The organism is Geobacillus sp. 47C-IIb, assembly GCF_014679705.1.
GTDB classification, from domain to species: domain Bacteria; phylum Bacillota; class Bacilli; order Bacillales; family Anoxybacillaceae; genus Geobacillus; species Geobacillus thermodenitrificans.
In genome coordinates, this window is record NZ_CP061473.1 from 2,451,503 (window position 1) to 2,471,967 (window position 20,465).

Consider the following 20,465-nt stretch of genomic DNA (forward strand, 5'->3'; position numbering starts at 1 on the left):
AACGGGGGATGCAAGGGGGCATTGCGGACAGGTGAGACGATGAGTGAGGAACATGAAATTGGGGAGGGAATCCAAGTGTCATCGACGTTAGAGTCAATTGAAAAGGAAATAAAGAGGAGAGCATACGAAACAGCGATCTCCATTTTACGGTCTTACCAAGGGCAAGTGCATGAAGCAATGGGAGAATTCCGAGATGGCATTCGCAGCTTTCATCGCGCCAACGATGAATATATTCCGCACTGGCAAGGAGAGGCGCGGGAAGCGTATGAGTGGATTTATGCTGATTTAAAGCAACTCGAGACACGAATTGGGACGACGGCGGATGAATTGGTTGACGAAATCAGCAGGGAAATCGCCCGTCTTCGTCGAAAGATAGAGGAGTTGTAATCCACTATGATTCGATTGAAGCCTGATGAGTTGGAAACGGTCGCCGGACATATTCCCGAAGCGGAAGATGCGTGCCAACGGGCACGGACGACGTTATCGTGGGAGCTCTCCTCCCTTGTGATGAATCTCCCGGGCGTCAGCACACCCGCGATCGAAGAGCTGAGGGATGAACTCGTTCATTGGCTGAAGCGTTATGAAGACAAACTGAACGAAGCCGAAGAACTTCTGTATCGCACCGCCGCCGCGATGCGCCAAGCGGACCAAACGCTCGCCGACAATATGAAGGAATTGGGGTTGGAGTTTCTCGGATGGTACGACGTGCAACGACTATTCGGCGAGTACGATCCGGTCACTGGGGAGCGCCTGTCAGCGGGAGATCGGCTGCTGGCAGGCGGGATGTTGCTATTGTCGGTTGTTCCACCGGCCAAAGGCGCCGGCATAGCCGGAAAAGCAGCGATCAAGGGAGCGAAGGCGCTCGACACCGCTTCCACCTTGTCGAAAGTGAAACATGTCGTGCACGGTGATAAAATAAAAGGGTTCTTCCAAACAATCTACCATCAAGTCGTCAAAGCGCCGTTGACGGAAACCGCCCGCCTGTTTAAGAAGCAGTGGGATGAATTCGTCGAAAGCATTGCCTCCGTTTCCTGGCAGCCGGCATATGCCGGCGATGTGGGCTTAGCATTTCAGGGAGGGATGAATGAAGCGAAAGATGTATCCCTCAACATGATAAAGAACGTTGAGGGGGGAGCGATTGGGAAGAGTGCTAAGGGTACGGGTAAATTTAGTAAGTATGATGTAGGATTATATAAAGAAATAAAAGGTGTACCGGGGTTAGATGCACATCATGTTGGACAAAAAGTAATTATGAAAAAATTCATTCGAAATTATGATCCAAATAATGCACCAGCAATATTAGTACCAAAAGCTGGACATACAAGAAAAGGTCCTAGGGGAATAGTTTCGAGAAGTTCAAAAGGAATTGAGAGTGCAAGACAATTATTAGCAAGAGATATAATGGAGTTAAGAAGAGTATATCCAGACATTCCTAATTCTCAACTTCGAAAATTAATTGAATTAAATAAACAATTGTATCCAGAGATGAGAAGGAGATGAGATATATGAATAAAGAAGAGTTTGTTAAACTTTTACATCAGTCAATTATAAAAGAAAATCGTAATTTTTATCGAGATATATTCAATAATACTGATATTAATGAAGTTACAGACCCCTATTGGAAAGAAGCATTGATGTTTTATTCGGAACTATCAGATAAAAATAAAGAAATATTATTTAAAATAATCGAACAAGTAGAAGTGGATGCTGTATCTAATATTTTAGGGGTGTTAGATGGGGTAGTATCAATAGGAGAAGAGGATATTGAGTTTAAAGTGACAATTAACAACAATAATGAACCAATTAATGGAGATTTACAAGACCTATTTTTGGAGTATGATGAAGAGAATAGATAACAAGTTTAGGAATACATTTTATATTTACTGATATACCATTTATAACTTTCTTTTAAAGCAATTTTTGAATTTTGAGATCTAAGTGTTATCAATAGAAATCAAAAGCTTCTATACTAACCTTCAGTGACTATAGCTTCTCAAGGTTTTTTCATTTTATAACAGAGCTAAGTAGCGATGCATCAAACAGACCAAACGCTCGCCGACAATATGAAGGAATTGGGGTTGGAGTTTCTTGGATGGTGCGCCTATTCGGCGAGTACGATCCGGTCACTGGGGAGCGCCTGTCGTTTGGGGATCGGCTGCTGGCAGTTGGGATGTTGGTTATTATCGGTTGTTCTACCGGCCAAAGGCGCCGGCATAGCCGGAAAAGCAGCGATCAAGGGAGCGAAGGCGCTCGACACCGCTTCCACCTTGTCGAAAGTGAAACATGTCGTGCACGGTGATAAAATAAAAGGGTTCTTCCAAACAATCTACCATCAAGTCGTCAAAGCGCCGTTGACGGAAACCGCCCGCCTGTTTAAGAAGCAGTGGGATGAATTCGTCGAAAGCATTGCCTCCGTTTCCTGGCAGCCGGCGTATGCCGGAGTAGGCCCGGCGTCTCGGGTGTGGATGAGTGGGTCCAAGAATGAAGTTAAAGATGCCACTTTCCACATGATAAAGAAAGCTGAAGGAGAGGCGGTTGGACGGGGGACGAATAAACTTTATAGAGGAGATAGTTTGTTGCACTCATCTAAAAGACCTAATGGAATTGGTAAACCGTTTATATCAGATTCAGGTAATTTAGTTCCTGCAAATAGTAAAGGCATATATAAAAATCGGCAAGTTACTGTTATAGAGCATATTCTCGGAGGTTACAGAAGGAAAGCAAAATCAAATAGTCCCTATATTAGTTTTACCGGTAACAAACTCGTTGTTGGAAATTACGGAGATTATTTAATAGAGTTAGATATTTCTTCTTTGAGAAAAGCCATTAGGTCAGGAGAAGTTAAGAATGTAGCTATTTTATCTCCGAAACAGATTCGAAAATTAATCGAACGAGATAGATCTTTTTCTGATTTTTGGAAGAAAAGGGCATTAAATTGGACTGAGAGAGATAATGAGTATTTGATAAGAGGTGAAGTACCTAGCAAATTCATAAAAATTTATCCTAGGGAGTGAGTATTAAATATGTTTCTATATTTTCAAAATGAATGTCTAGGTGAAATACAGGATATTAACACTGAAGGTATGTGGGTATACGGTAAACTTATAGCGAATCAAAATATGGTGAAGTTTAGGAAGTTTTTTGAGGATCTAACGAATGAGGAAAATCATTTTAAAGAAAGTGAATATAATGAGGAATGGTTGAATGATGATAATTGGTTTGTTGTAGATAGTCATGGAGATAAAAAGGGAATTTATTTACCTGCTGTGTATGAGGATGGAGAAATAAATTGGAGATGGAGATAAAGCTTAGGGTTAAGAAAAAACCTTGAAAGGTAACATGCCTTTCAAGGTTTTTTTCTATTGTACCTGCCATCGTGACTGTATTACAAGCATTGCCTCTGTTTCGTGGCAGTCGGTGTATGGGGTGTTCAGTGTCTCTGGTGTGGATGAGTGAGGCAAGAGACGCGTCCCTCAACATGATAAAGAACGTTGAGAGGGAGTAGTTGTAACTGCTAAACTAAAATGGACAGAATCCGACAAATAAAATTGAACACTCATTTACCAATTTTACTCCGAACAGCTATGATAGATGTTGAATGCTATCTAGCTGTTGGAGGGATGGAAAGGTGGATAAGTGGGAAGTGTACATGGAAATTTATCAGCTCTTAAAGCAAGGATTTAGTAAAGCCACTATCGCTAAAAAATTAAACATATCCAGAACGACATTATATAACTATTTAAAACGTTCACCAGAGGAAATGACGATATGGCTGGCTTCTACGAAGCAGCGAAGAAAAAAGTTAGACCCTTACCGAGAGATTATTTTACATTGGATTCAGAAGCATCCAGATCTATCAGCGTCTCAAGTACAAGATTGGCTGGAGGAACAATATCCCGATCTCCGTGTGGGAGAAAGTACGGTCCGCAGCTATGTGAGGAATTTACGAGAGGAGTGGAACATCCCAAAAGAAACTTCTGTCCGCCAATATCAAGCAGTGCCAGATCCACCAATGGGTCACCAAGCGCAAGTCGATTTTGGAAAAGTCAAAGTAAAAAATCAACAAGGAAAGGATATCGTGTTATATTTTATCGCCTTTGTTCTTTCGCACTCCCGTTATAAATACATGGAGTGGCTGAATCGTCCTTTACGACGAGAGATGTCATCCAAGCGCACGAGAATGCGTTCCAATGGTTTGGGGGAATCCCAAACGAACTGGTTTACGATCAGGACAACCTGATTGTGGTCAGCGAAAATGCCGGGGATCTCATTCTCACGGCCGAATTTGAAGCCTATCGGAGACAACGAAACTTGACTCTTCATGTATGTCGAAAGGCAGATCCGGAAAGTAAGGGGAAAATCGAAAACGTCGTAGGATTTATCAAACATAACTTTGCCAAACATCGGATCTTTACTACTATCGATGCATGGAATGAACAAGGATGGAATTGGCTGCGCCGAACAGGAAACGGCAGAGTTCATAATACGACAAAAAAGAGACCGGCCGATGTGTTCGAACTCGAAAAAGCACACTTACGACCGATCTCTCCATCATTGGACGTGACTGGTGTCCCCAAAACAAACCTTACCAACAGTATAACAAGGACGGTGAGAAAGGACAATACCATTCTGTACAAATCCAATCGATACACGGTTCCGTGCGGAACCTATACATCGTTTGGGAAAACGGTGCAAATCGTCATTCAAGAGGCAGAACAAGAACTCCTGATCTATGATTTGGAAACCGGGGAATACTTAGGGAAACACCCGATCACTCACGGCAAAGGGAAACTCATTCAAAACCGGAATCATCTGCGTGATCGAGCGAAAGGGATCGATGTGTATCTCGAGAGGATTGCCCATGAATTTGAAAATCCGGATGCGGCCAAGGAGTATCTCGAACGTATACGAAAAAACTATCCACGATATATACGGGATCAATTACAGCTCATTCAAAAGCAGCTGGCTCAATCTCCACTCTCTCTGTGCAGCCAAGCGCTGCAAAAATGTATGGAATTACAGTTGTATAGCGCCTCTGCATTTACAGATATGGTCGGTTACTTACAACGACAACATAGATGGAACACTTCCGACAAAGTCGTTTCAGTGAACCGAATTCAACCATTACGTGAGGGGAACCTTTCGGTTTTGGAAGCTCAACCAGCTGTCAGAAGCATCGAAGAATATATTGAGATTTTGGAGGGAAGAACGAAATGAGCCAGCTGGCGAAAGTACAAGAGTTATTGCGAACGTTGCGTTTGACAGAAACGGCTTTTCACCTGCCTGTACTAGTGAAACAAGCAGAAACAAACGAGATGACCTATCTTCGTTTTTTTGTCCATAGTATTACAGTATGAACAAGATTGTCGGGAGAAAAAAGCACGGGAAAGGCGTCTAAAATGGGCAGCTTTCCCGTATTACAAGACATTGGACGAGTTTCAGCTGGATGAACAGCCATCACTGACAAAACGGCAATTTCATCAATTGCGGGAACTCGCATGGTTAGACCAACTTTTTAACTTAATTTTATTAGGACCGCCAGGTGTAGGGAAAACCCATTTAGCGATTGGACTTGGGATGGAGGCGATTGATCAAGGGTATAAAGTGACGTTTATTACCATGGGAGAGTTGATTCAAGCGTTAAAAACAGAAGAAATCACTCGCAAATCTCGAATTCGTCTTCAGCGTCTAAGAGAATCCAACCTCGTGATTATCGATGATCTCATGTTTATGGCGATGGATCAACGAGAAGCCAATTTGTTTTTCCATTTGATCAATGACTTGTACAATCAATCATCCATTATTTTAACGTCCAACAAGGGACCAAGTGAATGGGGAGAACTACTGGGGGATCCAGCGATCACTACAGCCGTATTAGATAGAATTATTCATCGGGCAGAGGTGATTCATTTAAACGGAGACAGCTATCGCATGAAGCATAGAATTTCCATTTTCAGCGATGAAACTGTTCAAAATTAATGAGCAAAAAGTGTTCAATTTTACTTGACGGTTACAGTAGTTGAGAAGAGTGCTATGGGGTACGGGTAAACCTTTACAAAAACATCATTATGCTACTAATAAAAGTAAAAAATATACTTCACAAATAGAGGCTATAACCAAAAAATATGGACTAGATTTGGATGGCGTTTGGAATATAGAAATTACTACCTCATCAGGGAAGACATCCAAATGCTTATCATGAGTATGTGTTAAGTAATATTAGGAATTTTGATAAAATAGCTAAGGGGGATAAAAGGAAATTTTTAATATTATTTGAACAACTAAAAGAGGAAATTAGAAAGAACCCAGAGATGCTTTATAAAGATTATTGGAGGAAGAAATAATGAGGTTTTATAAGTTGCTAATGGATGATAGTGACGATAGAGATGTAGTAGCACACTGTATAGATACAAAGGGATTTGAACAATATGAATTATCGGAAGGTAAGTACATTCATAATTGGAATAGCGAAATCACCTTTTACTTTGACCCTAAAGAAGCAGAAAAGTTAACAGATTATTTAGCAAATAATTTAGGATGGTTTATAGTTTCTGAAAGATTTAAAGCGATTTTAGAAGAAGTAGATAGTGGTATACAATATCTTCCTGTAAATGTAGTAAATAAAGGTGAAAATAAAATTTTAAAAGGTTTTTCTGTAGCTAACATTTTGAATGTTGTTGATGCATTAAACTTAGAACATTCAGATTACAGTGTGTTTGAGCTTGATGGTGAAAGAATATATAGTATTAAAAAATATGCTTTATGTAAAGAGGCAATACAATCAAAGCATATTATTAAACTCAAGGGTGATGAAATTCCAATATTCATATCAGAAGAACTTAGAGAATTAATAGAGAAAAATAATATAACAGGATTTGACTTCTTAGAGGTTAAAGTAATCTGATTTTATACAGTAATATGGCTCTGAATCATAAGGATCTGACTTCCTTAAAAGAACCAAAAATATCACGAGTGTTGATTATCCAAAATTAGACATACGCCTTCCATAAATTTGGGCATACTCAAACAAAGCAGCGGCCATCCCGGATTTCCAATCGAGAGGAAGCTGCCCAGAGAAAAAACGGCGAACGAACGAAATGAAGGAAAGAGAGACGTTCGTCTGTTTTTTGGTTTGATCATACAGCCATCGCAGCAACACATACGCGATGAACGCCGCAAACAGTTGGTTGTATACCGCATTTTCCGTCGTGCCAAACAAGGTCGGGACATTCAGATATTGCTTCACCCAACGGAAAAAGACCTCAACAGTCCAACGTTGTTGGTACATGTCGGCAATGGTTTCCGCAGACGCATGGAAGAGGTTCGTCACGACCCGAATGTCGCGGCCATTCGCATCTCGAAAGATCACCACCCGGTGACGCTTGGTGGAGCGGCATTGTTTCGTCCCCAACTGGCACGTGAAGTCGGCTTGAACCGATGAGGATGTGCTGGAAAGGCGTTTCAAGCTTTTTTTCTGATGAAGTTCGATGTTGTCCTTCATCCGAATGACAAAGAGCTGATGCTGCTCCACAAATCGATCGAGGCGTTCGATTTTGAAATACGCCCGGTCTTCCACCAGCACTTGTTGAGCGTTCGTCAACTGTTCTCCCACCGGGCCATCATGACGCAGTCCGATGGTTTCCACCACGTCTGCCGGCAACGAGGATTCCGGCGAATACGCGACGTGCAGCTTCACTCCGGCGCGTTCGCCGTGATACGGCGCCCATGGCAGGCGGTTTTTCCCGACCGTGACGGTCGTCGAATCCACCACCCGAAGCGGTTTGGGAAACCGAAGCGAACGGCGGGTTTGGCGGTTGCACTTGGAAATGATCAACGCCAACAAGCGTTTCATGATGTCATAGGGAACTTCTTTCGCTTTCTTGGATACAGTTGAATAATGGAATCGCGGCAATCCATACAGAGGCCCCACATCGGCTCCGTGGCGAAAGCTTTTCCATTGATGCATGGCGGCCAGCAGGAAGAAGTGAATCAACTCGCGCAACGTAAAGGTTCGAGACGAATCACGATACCCAACCGCTTCGGCAATCAGTTGAATCTCTTCATCCGAAACAAGTTTTTGCATCAAATTCGGGAGTGTGGTATGCTTGTTCATAGAGAGCACCTCCTGGGTTTGTTTGTGTCGCTACTCACATTCTACAGGAAAGGTGCTCTTTTTTCTATACCCTTTGGATTTTATTGGATAATCAACACGCCTGCAAAAATATCATATAAAAATTTTTCACTTTCTACTTTGGAATTGCTTAATTGAAATTAAAAAGGACAGCACCAAAATTATTGGTCACTATAGTGTGAGTAATGTTTAAGAGCAACACTTAAAGCTAAAATCGCAGAACTTATAGATAAGAAATATGAAAAATGATACCTTGATTGGCCACAAGCTTTTCAAGGTTTTTGTTTTAAAAACGAAGTTCACTGCTCGTGTGTCCTCGAAAATCTCATAAAAACAAAGAACTGATCTAGCGTACTACCGCCGCGATGCGCCAAGCGGACCAAATGCTCGCTGGAAATATAGAGGAATTGGGTTTGGAGTTTCTTGGATGGTGCGCCTATTCGGCGAGTACGATCCGGTCACTGGGGAGCGCCTGTCGTTTGGGGATCGGCTGCTGGCAGTTGGGATGTTGGTTATTATCGGTTGTTCTACCGGCCAAAGGCGCCGGCATAGCCGGAAAAGCGGCGATCAAGGGAGCAAAGGCGCTCGACACCGCCTCTACCCTATTATCGAAAGTGAAACATGTCGTGCGCAGCGATCAAATCAAAGGGTTCTTCCAAACGATCTACCATCAAGTCGTCAGAGCGCCGTTGTTGGAAACCGCCCGCCTGTTTAAGAAGCAGTGGGATGAATTCGTCGAAAGTGTCGCCTCCGTTTCCTGGCAGCCGGCGTATGCCGGAGTAGGCCCGGCGTCTCGGGGATGGATGAGTGGGTTCAAGAATGAAGTTAAAGATGCTACTTTCCACATGATAAAGAGAGTTGAAGGGGAAACGGTTGGAAAAGGGATAATTAGTAGTACAACGAAGTAGAAAGTAACTATAAGACTAAAAGCTACTAAGCTATCTTCAGAAAAAATCCAATTGGATTGGTTACCTGATAAATATTCTGTTGTAGAAGTAAAAGGAACAGTTAAGGTTGCGGGCAAGGAAGTAGATGTGTCAAGAAGAGTTTACCAAATAGAGATTGAGAAAAATTATGTGCCGAAAGATCCTGCAGCAGCCGGGGTGACTAATAAAGAACTGATGTTGAAAGGAAAATCCCCTTATGTTGTTAAAGACAGGAAAGAAAGTAAAGTCGAACTTCACAAGCTGATTCAAAAAGAGCCTAGGGGAATGGTTGAGATTGCTGAATCTATACATAATAAGTTCAGCAGAGAATTACATGGCTTGGTAGAGGACGGAAATAGTTTTAGAAATGATTCGTTGCTTGAAAAACAATGTAATAATTTTAGGAGCAACTATTGGAAAATGCGTGCAAATGAAGATTAGAAGGGAGGAAAAATGTGATGAATGAGAAAATAAAAAAAATGATCGAAGAGTATGGAGAGGAAAGGGATTTTTTCGGAGGCGCATCAGAGCAGGAGATCCGAAAAGCTGAAGAAATACTCGGTTTACAGTTCCCTGAAAGTTATCGTGCTTTTCTAAAGGAATATGGCTCAGGCGGTATATGCGGGGTTGAAATCTTAGGTATTGAAGGAAATCTTGGGGCTTCTGTAGTAAAAGCAACAGAAAGATGGCGAAAGTTAGGGCTAGATAAGAAACTAATTGTTATCGAAGATTCAGGAGAATTTGTTCGATGTATGTATTCGGCGGATGTTCGTGACGAAAAAGTGTATAGTTGGGTTAGAGGAGGGAAAGAACTTTCCGTTCGCTATGATACATTTGATGATTATATAATGGATATGTTTCAAGAAGGAATTGATAACTTGTAGGTATATGAGAAAATGAATGGATAAAATTCTGGGTTGAATTGGAAAACGCAAATAAAAATAAATCTTGATTGGCGACAAGCCTTTCAAGGTTTTTGTTTTAAAAAACGAAGTTCACTGCTCGTGTGCCCTCGAAAATCTCATAAAAACAAAGAACTGATCTAGCGTACTACCGTTGCGATGCGCCAAGCGGATCAAATGTTCGCTGACAATATGAAGGAATTGGGGTTGGAGTTTCTCAAGTGGTACGACGTGTAGCGCCTATTTGGCGAGTACGATCCGATCACTGGGGAGCGCCTGTCAGCGGGAGATCGGCTGCTGGCAGGCGGGATGTTGCTATTGTCGGTTGTTCCACCGGCCAAAGGCGCTGGCATAGCCGGAAAAGCAGCGATCAAGGGAGCGAAGGCGCTCGACACCGCTTCCACCTTGTCGAAAGTGAAACATGTCGTGCACGGTGATAAAATAAAAGGGTTCTTCCAAACAATCTACCATCAAGTCGTCAAAGCGCCGTTGACGGAAACCGCCCGCCTGTTTAAGAAGCAGTGGGATGAATTCGTCAAAAGTGTCGCCTCCGTTTCCTGGCAGCCGGCATATGCCGGCGATGTGGGCTTAGCACTTCAGGGAGGGATGAATGAAGCGAAAGATGTATCCCTCAACATGATAAAGAACGTTGAGGGGGGAGCGATTGGGAAGAGTGCTAAGGGTACAGGAAAAGGTTTATTGCCGGGCGAAGGGAAAGTAGGAACTTACAAACAATTAATAAAACAAGGCAAAGCGTTTGATAACCTTACTCCACACCATATGCCATCTGCTGAAAAAAGCCGGTATAAAGCGAAATGATGGTGTTAGCATGAATATGGAACAACCACATCCTGGTACTGGGGGAAGACACCGTAGGACTTATACTTATGGACTTTCTGGAGAAAAATTAAACGATTATTTAAATCTTAGCTACCGAGATGCACTAGCACATGATATTTGGGATGCTCGAAGAATTTATATGAAGGATGGGCTATACACTCCGAAAATAAGAAAAAGTTTAAGAGATGTAATTCAATTGAATAAGGAATTGTACCCAGAATTATTTAAGAAGTAATTATTTATAAGGAGGGAATATTTTTGGATATTAAGTCGGAAATAAAAAAGGTATACGATAACCGTCTGCTTAAGACAGAAAAACAAGTGGAAGAATTTGAGCAAGCTTTAAAAAATATATATGAATATGGTGAGGTTTCAATTATTAAAGATTTAATTTTAGCTTTTGATGATAATACTGAACACCATGAGGTAATGTTTAACTTGGTGCATACTATTGAGCATTTATATAAGAATAAAATAGAGGAAGGGTTAAAACTAATTGCTACTTCTGTGCCAACGGTTATAAGTTATGGGAGGGAATGGATAGAAATTTTACATTACAGAATATTAAATCACCCCCATGTGCGTACAATTTATGCAAAAGTTTTGGAGAATATCGACATCAAAACAAGAAATATTATTAAAGATTTGTTAGGAGATATAAAGAAAGAAGATCCAGAATTGTTTGGTGAGTCAGTAGATGAGGTATTAGATAATATTTAAGAACTAATTATGAAAACCTTGATTGGCAATATGCTTTTCAAGGGTTTTCTATTTTCAATCTAACAGCTATATCAAATAATAAAGTGTGTTTACGAGAGAATTTAAGTATGTTTTTTACCAACATTTTAATTCAGAGCTCATAATGGTTCACCTACAACGAGCTTGGCTGCAATGCATGGTAAAGCGACTAACGCCACGAATACCCTTCGAGTACACTTTAAAACACGAGAGAACGCTTTCTCGTGGCGAGAAATAGGGTATAAACTTTTAACTTTTAACCGACTATGACAATAATAATAAACTGGCAAATTATTTTTGTATTGTATTTTCACTAGAGACGGTCGTATAATACTCGTCATTATTAAAAAGCGTTACATAAATTGTAATTTTTGTAACGGGAGGGCGACACATTGAACGTTGTCGGGTATATACGAGTCTCAACGCAAGGACAAGCAAGAGATGGTTACAGCTTGAAATATCAAGAAGAGGAAATCAAAGCATATTGTGAGAAAAACGGCTGGAACTTGATCCATATTTTTAGAGATGAAGGCATTAGCGGGGCAAAAATGAATGAAGAAGCGTTCGAAGTAGACAGGGTGGGTTTACAGGAGATGTTGGCCCACCTTTCTTCTCTCCAAATTAAGTATGGCGTGGTGTTAAACACAAGCCGGTTGTGGCGCTCTGACATGGTGAGAGTGTTGATTCATCGAGAGTTACAGAAGTATGGGGTGGATATTAAAAGTATTGAACAGCCATCCTACAGTATCTACAAAAAAGACCCAAGCGATGTATTGGTCAATGGACTAATGGAGTTATTAGACCAATATCAGCGATTGGAAATTGCTTTAAAACTAAAGAAAGGTCAGCATAAAAAAGCAAAAGAAGGAGGATATGCCGGAGGAAGGGTGATCTTTGGCTATACGAAACCAAAAGGGGAAAAGGAACTCAAGGTACATCATGAACAAGCTAAAGTGGTCAAACGGGTCTTTGAACTAAAACGAAAACATCCTCAAGGGTCTTTAGCTCACATTGCCAGGGTGTTAAATGATGAAGGGTACAAAACCGCTCAAGGAAAACCATTTACAAAAGTACAAGTAAAGCGAATTTTAGACCGAAAGAGCTTTTATCAAGGGATGTATACCTACGGCCCCATACAAGCCCATGGCAAACACGAAGCCATTCTTTCAAACGTCACTTAAAAAATTCATGAGTTTTCTTATATATCGATATAGATGATGCCTCCATGGACAGGCTGATGTACCAATGCGCACCGGAAGGTGAACGCTCGAACTAACGGATTGACCCCCTAAATTTGGACACATCCTATCTTATTTTAGGTTATTCTCAAAATTTCTCGTTTTTTCTTGGCAAGAAGACAAAATCCTCTTGCCTTATACGCGAACTTCTTTGATGATTAACGATTCCGTTTGCGCTTTTTTGTGAAATTCATGCGGTGGAAGATCAAGAATACTCGAATGAATCCTTCGCTCGTTATAAAATTTCATGTACTCCATCACGGCTTGATAAGCTTCTTCATAGCTGTCAAACGCCATTCTTCCTAGACATTCCTCCTCCAGTAAACGATGAAACGCTTCCATATGCGCATTCATATTCGGCGTCCGTGGTGGAATCCGTTCATGTTCGATTCCAAATCGCTCACAGGCAGCTTCAAAGGCATGAGAAATAAATTGCGGGCCGTTGTCTGTCCGAATCACAGGTTTATTTGCCTGTTCAAATTGCTGACGCTTGAATAACGCTCTTTGAAGCGTCTTTACGGCATCGCTTCCTGAACAACTCAACCCAATATGGTAATCAATTACCGAACGGTCATACACATCGATGAGCGACAAAACAAGGAAAAAGCGTTCTTCTCCTTCGATATATCCATATTTCACATCCATTTCCCATAACTGATTCGAGCCTGTAATAATGCGATTTCGAGCGTGTTTCTTCGGATATGGAATCCGTTTCTCTCGCTGCGGACGTAGCAAGTCCATCGCTTTACACAATCGATATACTTTTTTCTTACTGATCACAAGCTGATGGTCTCTTCTTAACTGAATGGTCAGCTTGTGATATCCGTAGGCAAATCCTTCTCCCATCACAAGCTCAGAGAGCCATTCTTGGATTTGTTCGTCTGGCACTTTTTCGCCAGTTGCCGTTAGAGAGCAGCCGGGTGTTGGACGTCCCCCATCTACTGTTTTCTTCTCGACTTTTCCGTTCTGCTGATAATAGTAGGTTGAGCGATTGATTTCTAGAATCTCCAATACTTTTGTAATCGGATATCCTTTCTTGATCCACTGCTCGGCTACTTCCAATTTTTCAGTAAGTGAGGGTTCTTCTTTTTTATCAAATCACGCAAAATCGCGATTTCTAAATCTTTTTCCCCTAATAGCTTCTTGAGCTGCTCGTTTTCTTCCTCCAGCCGTTTGATTTCAGCTGAAGAGGGAGAGGAAACCATTTCTTGTCCTAGTTTTCCTTCTTCATATGCCTTCACCCATCTTTGCACAAGATTCGGGCTAAGCTCGTATCTTCTAGCTACCAATGCTTTATTTCCGACTTCTAATGCTTCTTTCACTACTTGTAGCTTAAATTCCTTCGAATGTTTTCTTCGTTTCATGTACATCAAAAGCCCCCTTCATTTGGTCACTTCGATTATAAAAAACACCTTATCGAGTGTCCAAATTCATTAGGGGGCTAATGAGATCTTATATTGGATAAACAGTTTGAATAAATGAAGATTTTTACTTTGAAGATAAATCACGATAATCAATAGTTGAACTGATACAAAACGTAAAGTCGATACATACTGTTTTTGAAGTTTGGATTGACCTATTGTAAAATGAGAGTGCTCTTACAATTTAGAGAGATTCTCATACAAGGGCTATTTTATGCTCATCTAATTTTATCTAGCATCACGGGGATTATATCTTATTTAATGAATGTAGCGGGATTGTTTAAAAGCTAACAGTAAAATTACGAAGGAAAACAGGATGAGTGGTAAATGAAAAAAGTGATAAACATAATTTGGAATATTAGTTTTATATTTTATTTATTAGCACTGGTCATGCTGTTGTTTGTAGGAGTTATGTTTGTGGGAGCTAGAGGGCATGTATGGACAGACTTATCGTTAATCGAATATTTAAGGCGTTCTTCAAATTTCGTTCCATTTAAAACGATTAGTATATATATTAAGGCGATGTTTAACGGAAGTTTGAATATAAGTATACCGATAAAAAACCTCTTGGGTAACTTAATTATGTTTTTACCAATGGGAATTTATCTGCCTTACTATATTAAAAAGATAAACAAGGTAGGTAGGTTTACATTCTCGATGATTATATTGTTATTTGTGATTGAAGTAACACAATTAGTGACAAGAAGAGGAAGTTTTGATATTCAGGCGTGTTGATTATCCAATAAAATCCAAAGGGTATAGAAAAAAGAGCACCTTTCCTGTAGAATGTGAGTAGCGACACAAACAAACCCAGGAGGTGCTCTCTATGAACAAGCATACCACACTCCCGAATTTGATGCAAAAACTTGTTTCGGATGAAGAGATTCAACTGATTGCCGAAGCGGTTGGGTATCGTGATTCGTCTCGAACCTTTACGTTGCGCGAGTTGATTCACTTCTTCCTGCTGGCCGCCATGCATCAATGGAAAAGCTTTCGCCACGGAGCCGATGTGGGGCCTCTGTATGGATTGCCGCGATTCCATTATTCAACTGTATCCAAGAAAGCGAAAGAAGTTCCCTATGACATCATGAAACGCTTGTTGGCGTTGATCATTTCCAAGTGCAACCGCCAAACCCGCCGTTCGCTTCGGTTTCCCAAACCGCTTCGGGTGGTGGATTCGACGACCGTCACGGTCGGGAAAAACCGCCTGCCATGGGCGCCGTATCACGGCGAACGCGCCGGAGTGAAGCTGCACGTCGCGTATTCGCCGGAATCCTCGTTGCCGGCAGACGTGGTGGAAACCATCGGACTGCGTCATGATGGCCCGGTGGGAGAACAGTTGACGAACGCTCAACAAGTGCTGGTGGAAGACCGGGCGTATTTCAAAATCGAACGCCTCGATCGATTTGTGGAGCAGCATCAGCTCTTTGTCATTCGGATGAAGGACAACATCGAACTTCATCAGAAAAAAAGCTTGAAACGCCTTTCCAGCACATCCTCATCGGTTCAAGCCGACTTCACGTGCCAGTTGGGGACGAAACAATGCCGCTCCACCAAGCGTCACCGGGTGGTGATCTTTCGAGATGCGAATGGCCGCGACATTCGGGTCGTGACGAACCTCTTCCATGCGTCTGCGGAAACCATTGCCGACATGTACCAACAACGTTGGACTGTTGAGGTCTTTTTCCGTTGGGTGAAGCAATATCTGAATGTCCCGACCTTGTTTGGCACGACGGAAAATGCGGTATACAACCAACTGTTTGCGGCGTTCATCGCGTATGTGTTGCTGCGATGGCTGTATGATCAAACCAAAAAACAGACGAACGTCTCTCTTTCCTTCATTTCGTTCGTTCGCCGTTTTTTCTCTGGGCAGCTTCCTCTCGATTGGAAATCCGGGATGGCCGCTGCTTTGTTTGAGTATGCCCAAATTTATGGAAGGCGTATGTCTAATTTTGGATAATCAACACTCGTGTTTGATATTGATGATTTTATACTTAATATCGTAGGTGCTTGGATAGGTTTTATTATTTGGAAAACAAAAACCGTTCAGAGGTTACTTAAATTAGATGTTTCTTACTCTTCAGCTAAAGAGGGCTTTAGATGAATAAGACTAAACTCAGATACAGAACTTCCGGTTGATTGGAAGTTCTGCTTTTTTATATAAAATCAGCAATAAACTTTAACAGAGCCTATTCTAAAATAAAACAGCGCTTATTCCCTACACTGCTTAAACATCTAACAAGGCCGAAGAATTGGTTTATCGAATCGTCGAAAAAACGCTACTCACCAGAGTTAGGGAGATGGATGATGTATCTGCTCTTGTTCACTCGATCCTGCTTTTGTTCCACCATGATGAGATGGAATCAGTTGATTCAATGCGGTGGGGAAACTGTGTATGAGACATGAACCTCCTTTCAGGTAGTTAACAGCACGTTGATGTTAACTAAGGAGTTTGGTTCATGTCTTTTTATTTGTCTGATTGTAAGTTTGCTTATCTGGGGAGTGTGGCCTTCGATATGTGCATATGACAGGTTTACGGCATTTTTATTTGGACAGTAGTTTAGCCACAGGCTGGGCTGTGTGGGTGATGGCGCATCTACCAATGCTCACATTCTTTTTTCTGCTCCATCAAACGAAAAATACGCCTCGAGTCGTAGTCAAAATATATCTTCGGAACATGATGGGAGGCAGGGAGTGTGCGGTACGATAGAAAGCGAAGGGAGGCGAAAGGATGGCAAAAAAGATCGGGTTGTTCATTGCCGGCGCGGCCGCGTTGATGGTGCTCTTGTTTCACCTCGGGCCGCTTGTCGGATTGGCGATCACGCTGGCGATCTTGTACTATGCGTTCAAAAAGTATTTGAAAGCTCCATCGACGTTTGGAAAAATCGCATGGGCGTTGATTGGCTGTGCGGCGTTAGTTATCAGCGTTTCGAATGTGCCGGCGCTGATTGCGCTTGTCGCGGCATATGTCTTGTATGTCGTGTATAAAAAATGGAACAGTGCGAAAGGTGAGCGTACCGTTCCAGGAACCGATGACCCGTTTGTCAATTTTGAAAAACAATGGGCTGAGCTGCAAAAGCATCATTAATCATATGGATGGAAAAGGAGTGGATCAATGATGGGATTGTTCTCACGTTTGAAAACGATCATTGAGGCTGATCTTCATGAATGGCTCGATGAAAAAGAAAAGAAAAATCCAATTGCGTTACTCAATCATTATTTGCGCCAATGTGAGCAGGAAGTTGAGCGGGTACGGCAGTTGCTTGAGCGCCAATATGTGTTGAAAGAGAAGTTTGCCCGCGAACATCACGAGGCAGAACAGATGGCGGAAAAGCGGGCCAAGCAGGCGGAGGTAGCCGAACGAGCTGGAGAAGAGGGATTGGCCGAGTTTGCGCGGCGTGAGCAGGCGCAATATACCGAACGGGCGGCCCGCTTAAAGCAACTGCTCGAACAAGCAAGCCACGAGCTGTTTGAGTTGGAAGCGAAATATGAGGACATGAAGCATAAGCTGAAGGATATGCAGATGCGGCGTATGGAGTTGATGGGGCGCGAAAATGCGGCGCGGGCACATTACCGGATTCATCGGGTGATCAATGGGGACACCGGTCCTGCTCAGGCAGCGTTTGCGGATGCTGAAGTTTATCTTGATCGCCTTGAACGGCAAGTCCAGTCCGATTATTATCGGAACACGATCGATGCGCGCATCGCTCAGTTAGAAAAGCAGTTGCAAGAAGGGAAATAACCGGATATGCTAAAGGCGTACATAGTTACGCCTTTTTCATTTTGGACAACAGGGGGCTCCCCACATGCTTGATCAGCAGAAGAAAACCGATTATGTCAGCTGGGCTGTCTTGCTCATCTTTTTGCTTTTTGTTGTCGAAATTGCATTTTTCCATCCTGGGTTGCTGTTTTCCATCGGATTAGCGATCGCTTTGCTTTATATCGGAAAACAGTCATGGCCACGCAAACGGGGGAAAGTGCTTTTTTGGATCGGTGGCATTAGCCTTGTGTTTCATGTGTTTACGATGGTGACGGCCCGGTTGGTCATTGTTGCTGGCTTATTTTATGTTCTGTGGAAATTCTTTCAATCCAAGCAGCAACCGACTGTCATTCGGCCAGTCATCATTGAAGCGAAGGACAGTCAAGGGGAAGTCATCGACCGAAAGCCGCTGTTTCATAATGTGCTGTTTGGACGGCAAACGACTCCCGAACATGTGTATGAATGGGATGATGTGAATATTCAAACCGGCATTGGCGATACGGTGATCGATGTCAGTAACACCGTCTTGCCAAAGGGAGAAGCAGTCATTGTTGTGCGCGGCTTGATCGGTCATGTGCGCGTGCTTGTCCCGTATGAAGTAGAGACAAAGGTCGTCCATTCAGCTATCTTTGGTGGGGGAACAGTGTTTGGGCAAGAAGCAAGGCATTTGCTTAACCAAACGCTCATTTATCAAACCCCTTCATATCAAGCGGCCGAGAGAAAACTGAAAATTGTCACCTCACTGATGATTGGTCACCTTGAGGTGAAGCGGTTATGAGCCGACCGTTGATGGTTTCTGTTTTGTCAGCGCTGATTCTTTTCATTTTGTTATCCCTTTCCTTTGTTTACGTGTTTCCGCCGGAGACGTGGGCGGAGTTGTGGGACAAAACGGTGATGGGCGTACCGTTTTTGCTGTTTGTGTCGGTTGTCAGCTTATTGATCGGGATCGCGAGCGGACTTGTGTTAGATTTCGTTTGGCGTAAGCAGCGGCAAGTTGTTATGCAGGCGCTCGAGCAAATTGAACACGGTGAAATGGGGGAACTTTGGCGGGAAGAGCCGTCACCGGAACTTCAGGACCTTTGGCGGCAAATCGAGAAGCTGCAAACGCAATGGCTCGAGCAAACGAAACGCGTTCAAAAATTAGCGGCAGAAAAGGTCGAACAGGAAGAACGGCTCGTTGAACGCATTCTTTCCGAAGAACGCACGCGGTTGGCGCGGGAGCTGCATGACTCTGTCAGCCAACAATTGTTTGCCGCTTCCATGATGATGTCAGCGATTACAGAAACAATGCCACCCGATGATGAACGACAACGCAAACAATTGAAAATGGTTGAGCAAATGATTCACCAGTCCCAATTGGAAATGCGGGCGCTGCTTTTGCATTTGCGGCCGGTTCAGCTAAAAGGAAAGTCACTGCAAGAAGGGATGGAAGAACTGCTGACAGAATTGACGGGCAAAGTGCCGCTCGAGATGAAATGGAAAATCGAAGATGTTCCCTTGGATAAAGGGGTGGAAGATCATCTGTTCCGCATTTTGCAAGAGTCGCTTTCCAACACGTTGCGCCATGCAAAAGCGAAAACGGTTGAAGTGTTGCTGATTGAACGGGACGGGTTTGCAATTTTGCGCGTCACAGACGATGGTGTTGGCTTTGATGTGGAACGTTCGAAAAGCGGTTCGTACGGGTTGCAGCATATGTATGAACGGGCGGCGGAAATCGGTGGAACATTGAAAGTAGTCAGCTTAAAAGGCCAAGGAACAAGGTTGGAAGTGAAGGTGCCGCTTGTGTATAAGGGGGGATGACCGTGATAAAGGTGTTGCTTGTCGATGATCATGAAATGGTGCGGCTTGGCGTATCCGCGTATTTATCCGCTCAACCGGACATGGAGGTGATCGGCGAGGCGGAGGACGGGCAAAAGGGAGTTGAGCTTGCTCTCACATTGCGCCCTGATGTCATTTTGATGGACCTTGTGATGGAACCGATAGACGGCATTGCGGCAACGCAGGAAATCATGAGTGCATGGCCGGAGGCGAAAATTATTGTTGTGACGAGTTTTTTGGATGATGAAAAGGTGTTCGCAGCGCTCGAAGCAGGGGCGACGAGCTATTTGTTGAAAACATCGAAAGCAAGTGAAATTGCCGACGCCATTCGGGCCACGTTCCATGGACAATCGGTGCTCGAGCCGGAAGTAGCGGGAAAAGTCATGCAAAACCGGAGAAGACAGAGGGCGCGTCTGCCACACGAACAGCTTACGAGCCGAGAGATGGAAGTACTTTTATTAATGGCGCAAGGAAAAACGAACCAAGAAATGGCCGATGAATTGTTCATTTCACTCAAAACGGTGAAGGTGCATGTGAGCAACATTCTCGCCAAACTTGGTGTCCAAGATCGGACGCAAGCGGTCATTTATGCTTTTCGTCATGGGTTGGTGAAATGATGCGTGCATCATTTAGTTGACATGTGTAAGAATATCGCCATGTTCATACGAAAACCGCTCCACTTCATCAAGAC

General features: G+C 42.9%; 27 protein-coding genes and 2 pseudogenes. 27 read left to right on the top strand and 2 right to left on the bottom strand.

Translation table 11 applies throughout. The features are described from left to right. Positions 1–75: 75 nt before the first annotated feature. The 12 genes and pseudogenes from IC804_RS12305 (at position 76) to IC804_RS12355 (ending at position 6,904) form a co-directional block, all read left to right on the top strand. A complete protein-coding gene (locus IC804_RS12305) occupies positions 76–387 on the top strand; it encodes a DUF5082 domain-containing protein (RefSeq protein ID WP_029761876.1) in 312 nt (103 codons plus the stop codon). Positions 388–393: 6 nt separating this feature from the next. Then, positions 394–1,500: a pre-toxin TG domain-containing protein gene (locus tag IC804_RS18660; protein WP_011886774.1), complete on the top strand. Its 1,107-nt coding sequence runs from the start codon at positions 394–396 to the stop codon at positions 1,498–1,500. Positions 1,501–1,505: 5 nt separating this feature from the next. Further along, positions 1,506–1,856, top strand: coding sequence for a hypothetical protein (locus IC804_RS12320; protein ID WP_029761977.1), 351 nt, complete (start codon positions 1,506–1,508; stop codon positions 1,854–1,856). A gap of 236 nt (positions 1,857–2,092) precedes the next feature. Continuing rightward, positions 2,093–2,299, top strand: coding sequence for a pre-toxin TG domain-containing protein (locus IC804_RS19075; RefSeq protein WP_370543773.1), 207 nt, complete (start codon positions 2,093–2,095; stop codon positions 2,297–2,299). Next, on the top strand, positions 2,277–3,014 hold the full coding sequence (locus tag IC804_RS19080) for a hypothetical protein (RefSeq protein ID WP_370543774.1): 738 nt from the start codon (positions 2,277–2,279) through the stop codon (positions 3,012–3,014). Before IC804_RS19075 ends, IC804_RS19080 begins: the two co-directional genes overlap by 23 nt. Before the next feature lie 9 nt (positions 3,015–3,023). Next, on the top strand, positions 3,024–3,305 hold the full coding sequence (locus IC804_RS12335; RefSeq protein WP_008881167.1) for a hypothetical protein: 282 nt from the start codon (positions 3,024–3,026) through the stop codon (positions 3,303–3,305). Between the two features lie 323 nt (positions 3,306–3,628). Next, entirely contained in the window at positions 3,629–4,240 is a 612-nt protein-coding gene (locus IC804_RS19085; protein ID WP_223812843.1) for a helix-turn-helix domain-containing protein, read from the top strand. Continuing rightward, positions 4,132–5,217: a hypothetical protein gene (locus IC804_RS12340; protein ID WP_370543775.1), complete on the top strand. Its 1,086-nt coding sequence runs from the start codon at positions 4,132–4,134 to the stop codon at positions 5,215–5,217. The genes IC804_RS19085 and IC804_RS12340 overlap by 109 nt, the downstream gene beginning before the upstream one ends. Then, a pseudogene (gene istB / locus IC804_RS12345) lies at positions 5,214–5,979 on the top strand (IS21-like element helper ATPase IstB). The gene IC804_RS12340 and the pseudogene istB overlap by 4 nt, the downstream one beginning before the upstream one ends. 49 nt (positions 5,980–6,028) lie before the next feature. Next, on the top strand, positions 6,029–6,202 hold the full coding sequence (locus IC804_RS19090) for an AHH domain-containing protein (RefSeq protein ID WP_223812951.1): 174 nt from the start codon (positions 6,029–6,031) through the stop codon (positions 6,200–6,202). A gap of 4 nt (positions 6,203–6,206) precedes the next feature. Further along, complete coding sequence (locus tag IC804_RS19095; protein ID WP_370543776.1) at positions 6,207–6,344, top strand: hypothetical protein; 138 nt, start codon at positions 6,207–6,209, stop codon at positions 6,342–6,344. Beyond that, positions 6,344–6,904 carry an imm11 family protein gene (locus IC804_RS12355; RefSeq protein ID WP_011886777.1) on the top strand — a complete coding sequence of 187 codons (561 nt, stop codon included), beginning with the start codon at positions 6,344–6,346 and terminating at the stop codon, positions 6,902–6,904. Before IC804_RS19095 ends, IC804_RS12355 begins: the two co-directional genes overlap by 1 nt. A 75-nt stretch (positions 6,905–6,979) precedes the next feature. On the opposite strand, the gene IC804_RS12360 is transcribed toward IC804_RS12355, so the two are convergent. After that, positions 6,980–8,113 (bottom strand): IS4-like element IS5377 family transposase, encoded by a 1,134-nt coding sequence (locus IC804_RS12360; RefSeq protein WP_015374614.1) that lies wholly within the window; start codon positions 8,111–8,113, stop codon positions 6,980–6,982. 445 nt (positions 8,114–8,558) lie between these two features. On the opposite strand from IC804_RS12360, the pseudogene IC804_RS19100 reads away from it, so the two are divergent. The 8 genes and pseudogenes from IC804_RS19100 to IC804_RS12390 all read left to right on the top strand — a co-directional run. Continuing rightward, positions 8,559–8,606: pseudogene (locus IC804_RS19100) on the top strand (hypothetical protein); the annotation flags it as partial. A gap of 25 nt (positions 8,607–8,631) precedes the next feature. Then, positions 8,632–9,039 carry a hypothetical protein gene (locus IC804_RS19105; RefSeq protein WP_369802856.1) on the top strand — a complete coding sequence of 136 codons (408 nt, stop codon included), beginning with the start codon at positions 8,632–8,634 and terminating at the stop codon, positions 9,037–9,039. A gap of 51 nt (positions 9,040–9,090) precedes the next feature. Beyond that, on the top strand, positions 9,091–9,498 hold the full coding sequence (locus IC804_RS18675) for an HNH/ENDO VII family nuclease (RefSeq protein WP_171355695.1): 408 nt from the start codon (positions 9,091–9,093) through the stop codon (positions 9,496–9,498). Positions 9,499–9,515: 17 nt separating this feature from the next. Beyond that, positions 9,516–9,941 carry an SMI1/KNR4 family protein gene (locus IC804_RS12370; RefSeq protein ID WP_011886780.1) on the top strand — a complete coding sequence of 142 codons (426 nt, stop codon included), beginning with the start codon at positions 9,516–9,518 and terminating at the stop codon, positions 9,939–9,941. Between the two features lie 315 nt (positions 9,942–10,256). Next, entirely contained in the window at positions 10,257–10,778 is a 522-nt protein-coding gene (locus IC804_RS12375; protein WP_370543792.1) for a hypothetical protein, read from the top strand. 10 nt (positions 10,779–10,788) lie between these two features. Continuing rightward, positions 10,789–11,034, top strand: coding sequence for a hypothetical protein (locus IC804_RS12380; protein WP_011886782.1), 246 nt, complete (start codon positions 10,789–10,791; stop codon positions 11,032–11,034). Positions 11,035–11,057: 23 nt separating this feature from the next. Then, positions 11,058–11,519 (top strand): Imm30 family immunity protein, encoded by a 462-nt coding sequence (locus tag IC804_RS12385; RefSeq protein ID WP_011886783.1) that lies wholly within the window; start codon positions 11,058–11,060, stop codon positions 11,517–11,519. A gap of 410 nt (positions 11,520–11,929) precedes the next feature. Then, on the top strand, positions 11,930–12,718 hold the full coding sequence (locus IC804_RS12390) for a recombinase family protein (RefSeq protein WP_011886784.1): 789 nt from the start codon (positions 11,930–11,932) through the stop codon (positions 12,716–12,718). 192 nt (positions 12,719–12,910) lie between these two features. On the opposite strand, the gene IC804_RS12395 is transcribed toward IC804_RS12390, so the two are convergent. After that, a protein-coding gene (locus IC804_RS12395; protein WP_099233567.1) for an IS3 family transposase occupies positions 12,911–14,139 on the bottom strand; the annotation gives its coding sequence in 2 pieces (ribosomal slippage) (positions 12,911–13,851 and positions 13,851–14,139; 1,230 coding nt in all). Positions 14,140–14,523: 384 nt separating this feature from the next. Here IC804_RS12395 and IC804_RS12400 point away from each other — a divergent pair. The 7 genes from IC804_RS12400 (at position 14,524) to IC804_RS12430 (ending at position 20,391) form a co-directional block, all read left to right on the top strand. After that, positions 14,524–14,931 (top strand): VanZ family protein, encoded by a 408-nt coding sequence (locus IC804_RS12400; RefSeq protein WP_190300609.1) that lies wholly within the window; start codon positions 14,524–14,526, stop codon positions 14,929–14,931. A gap of 91 nt (positions 14,932–15,022) precedes the next feature. Beyond that, the gene (locus tag IC804_RS12405; protein WP_015374614.1) at positions 15,023–16,156 is read left to right on the top strand and encodes an IS4-like element IS5377 family transposase; all 1,134 of its coding nucleotides are present in this window, start codon (positions 15,023–15,025) and stop codon (positions 16,154–16,156) included. A gap of 771 nt (positions 16,157–16,927) precedes the next feature. After that, positions 16,928–17,284: a lmo0954 family membrane protein gene (locus tag IC804_RS12410; RefSeq protein ID WP_011886788.1), complete on the top strand. Its 357-nt coding sequence runs from the start codon at positions 16,928–16,930 to the stop codon at positions 17,282–17,284. A 30-nt stretch (positions 17,285–17,314) separates the two neighbouring features. Beyond that, positions 17,315–17,938, top strand: a complete 624-nt coding sequence (locus IC804_RS12415; RefSeq protein ID WP_171355534.1) for a PspA/IM30 family protein — start codon at positions 17,315–17,317, stop codon at positions 17,936–17,938. A gap of 64 nt (positions 17,939–18,002) precedes the next feature. Further along, positions 18,003–18,734, top strand: coding sequence for a cell wall-active antibiotics response protein LiaF (gene liaF, locus IC804_RS12420; protein WP_008881586.1), 732 nt, complete (start codon positions 18,003–18,005; stop codon positions 18,732–18,734). Next, entirely contained in the window at positions 18,731–19,756 is a 1,026-nt protein-coding gene (locus tag IC804_RS12425) for a sensor histidine kinase (RefSeq protein WP_008881585.1), read from the top strand. Before liaF ends, IC804_RS12425 begins: the two co-directional genes overlap by 4 nt. A 2-nt stretch (positions 19,757–19,758) precedes the next feature. Then, a complete protein-coding gene (locus tag IC804_RS12430; RefSeq protein WP_008881584.1) occupies positions 19,759–20,391 on the top strand; it encodes a response regulator transcription factor in 633 nt (210 codons plus the stop codon). The last annotated feature ends 74 nt before the right edge of the window (positions 20,392–20,465 follow it).

What these genes read in the sequence shown, in the direction of transcription:
- IC804_RS12410 (WP_011886788.1), top strand. Translation starts at nt 16,928, where the DNA reads ATGGCAAAAAAGATCGGGTTGTTCATTGCCGGCGCGGCCGCGTTGATG.
- IC804_RS12400 (WP_190300609.1), top strand. Translation starts at nt 14,524, where the DNA reads ATGAAAAAAGTGATAAACATAATTTGGAATATTAGTTTTATATTTTAT.
- IC804_RS12415 (WP_171355534.1), top strand. Translation starts at nt 17,315, where the DNA reads ATGGGATTGTTCTCACGTTTGAAAACGATCATTGAGGCTGATCTTCAT.
- IC804_RS12360 (WP_015374614.1), bottom strand. Translation starts at nt 8,113, where the DNA reads ATGAACAAGCATACCACACTCCCGAATTTGATGCAAAAACTTGTTTCG.
- IC804_RS12380 (WP_011886782.1), top strand. Translation starts at nt 10,789, where the DNA reads ATGAATATGGAACAACCACATCCTGGTACTGGGGGAAGACACCGTAGG.
- IC804_RS12355 (WP_011886777.1), top strand. Translation starts at nt 6,344, where the DNA reads ATGAGGTTTTATAAGTTGCTAATGGATGATAGTGACGATAGAGATGTA.
- IC804_RS18660 (WP_011886774.1), top strand. Translation starts at nt 394, where the DNA reads ATGATTCGATTGAAGCCTGATGAGTTGGAAACGGTCGCCGGACATATT.
- IC804_RS12425 (WP_008881585.1), top strand. Translation starts at nt 18,731, where the DNA reads ATGAGCCGACCGTTGATGGTTTCTGTTTTGTCAGCGCTGATTCTTTTC.
- IC804_RS12320 (WP_029761977.1), top strand. Translation starts at nt 1,506, where the DNA reads ATGAATAAAGAAGAGTTTGTTAAACTTTTACATCAGTCAATTATAAAA.
- liaF (WP_008881586.1), top strand. Translation starts at nt 18,003, where the DNA reads ATGCTTGATCAGCAGAAGAAAACCGATTATGTCAGCTGGGCTGTCTTG.
- IC804_RS12335 (WP_008881167.1), top strand. Translation starts at nt 3,024, where the DNA reads ATGTTTCTATATTTTCAAAATGAATGTCTAGGTGAAATACAGGATATT.
- IC804_RS12370 (WP_011886780.1), top strand. Translation starts at nt 9,516, where the DNA reads ATGAATGAGAAAATAAAAAAAATGATCGAAGAGTATGGAGAGGAAAGG.
- IC804_RS12405 (WP_015374614.1), top strand. Translation starts at nt 15,023, where the DNA reads ATGAACAAGCATACCACACTCCCGAATTTGATGCAAAAACTTGTTTCG.
- IC804_RS19075 (WP_370543773.1), top strand. Translation starts at nt 2,093, where the DNA reads ATGGTGCGCCTATTCGGCGAGTACGATCCGGTCACTGGGGAGCGCCTG.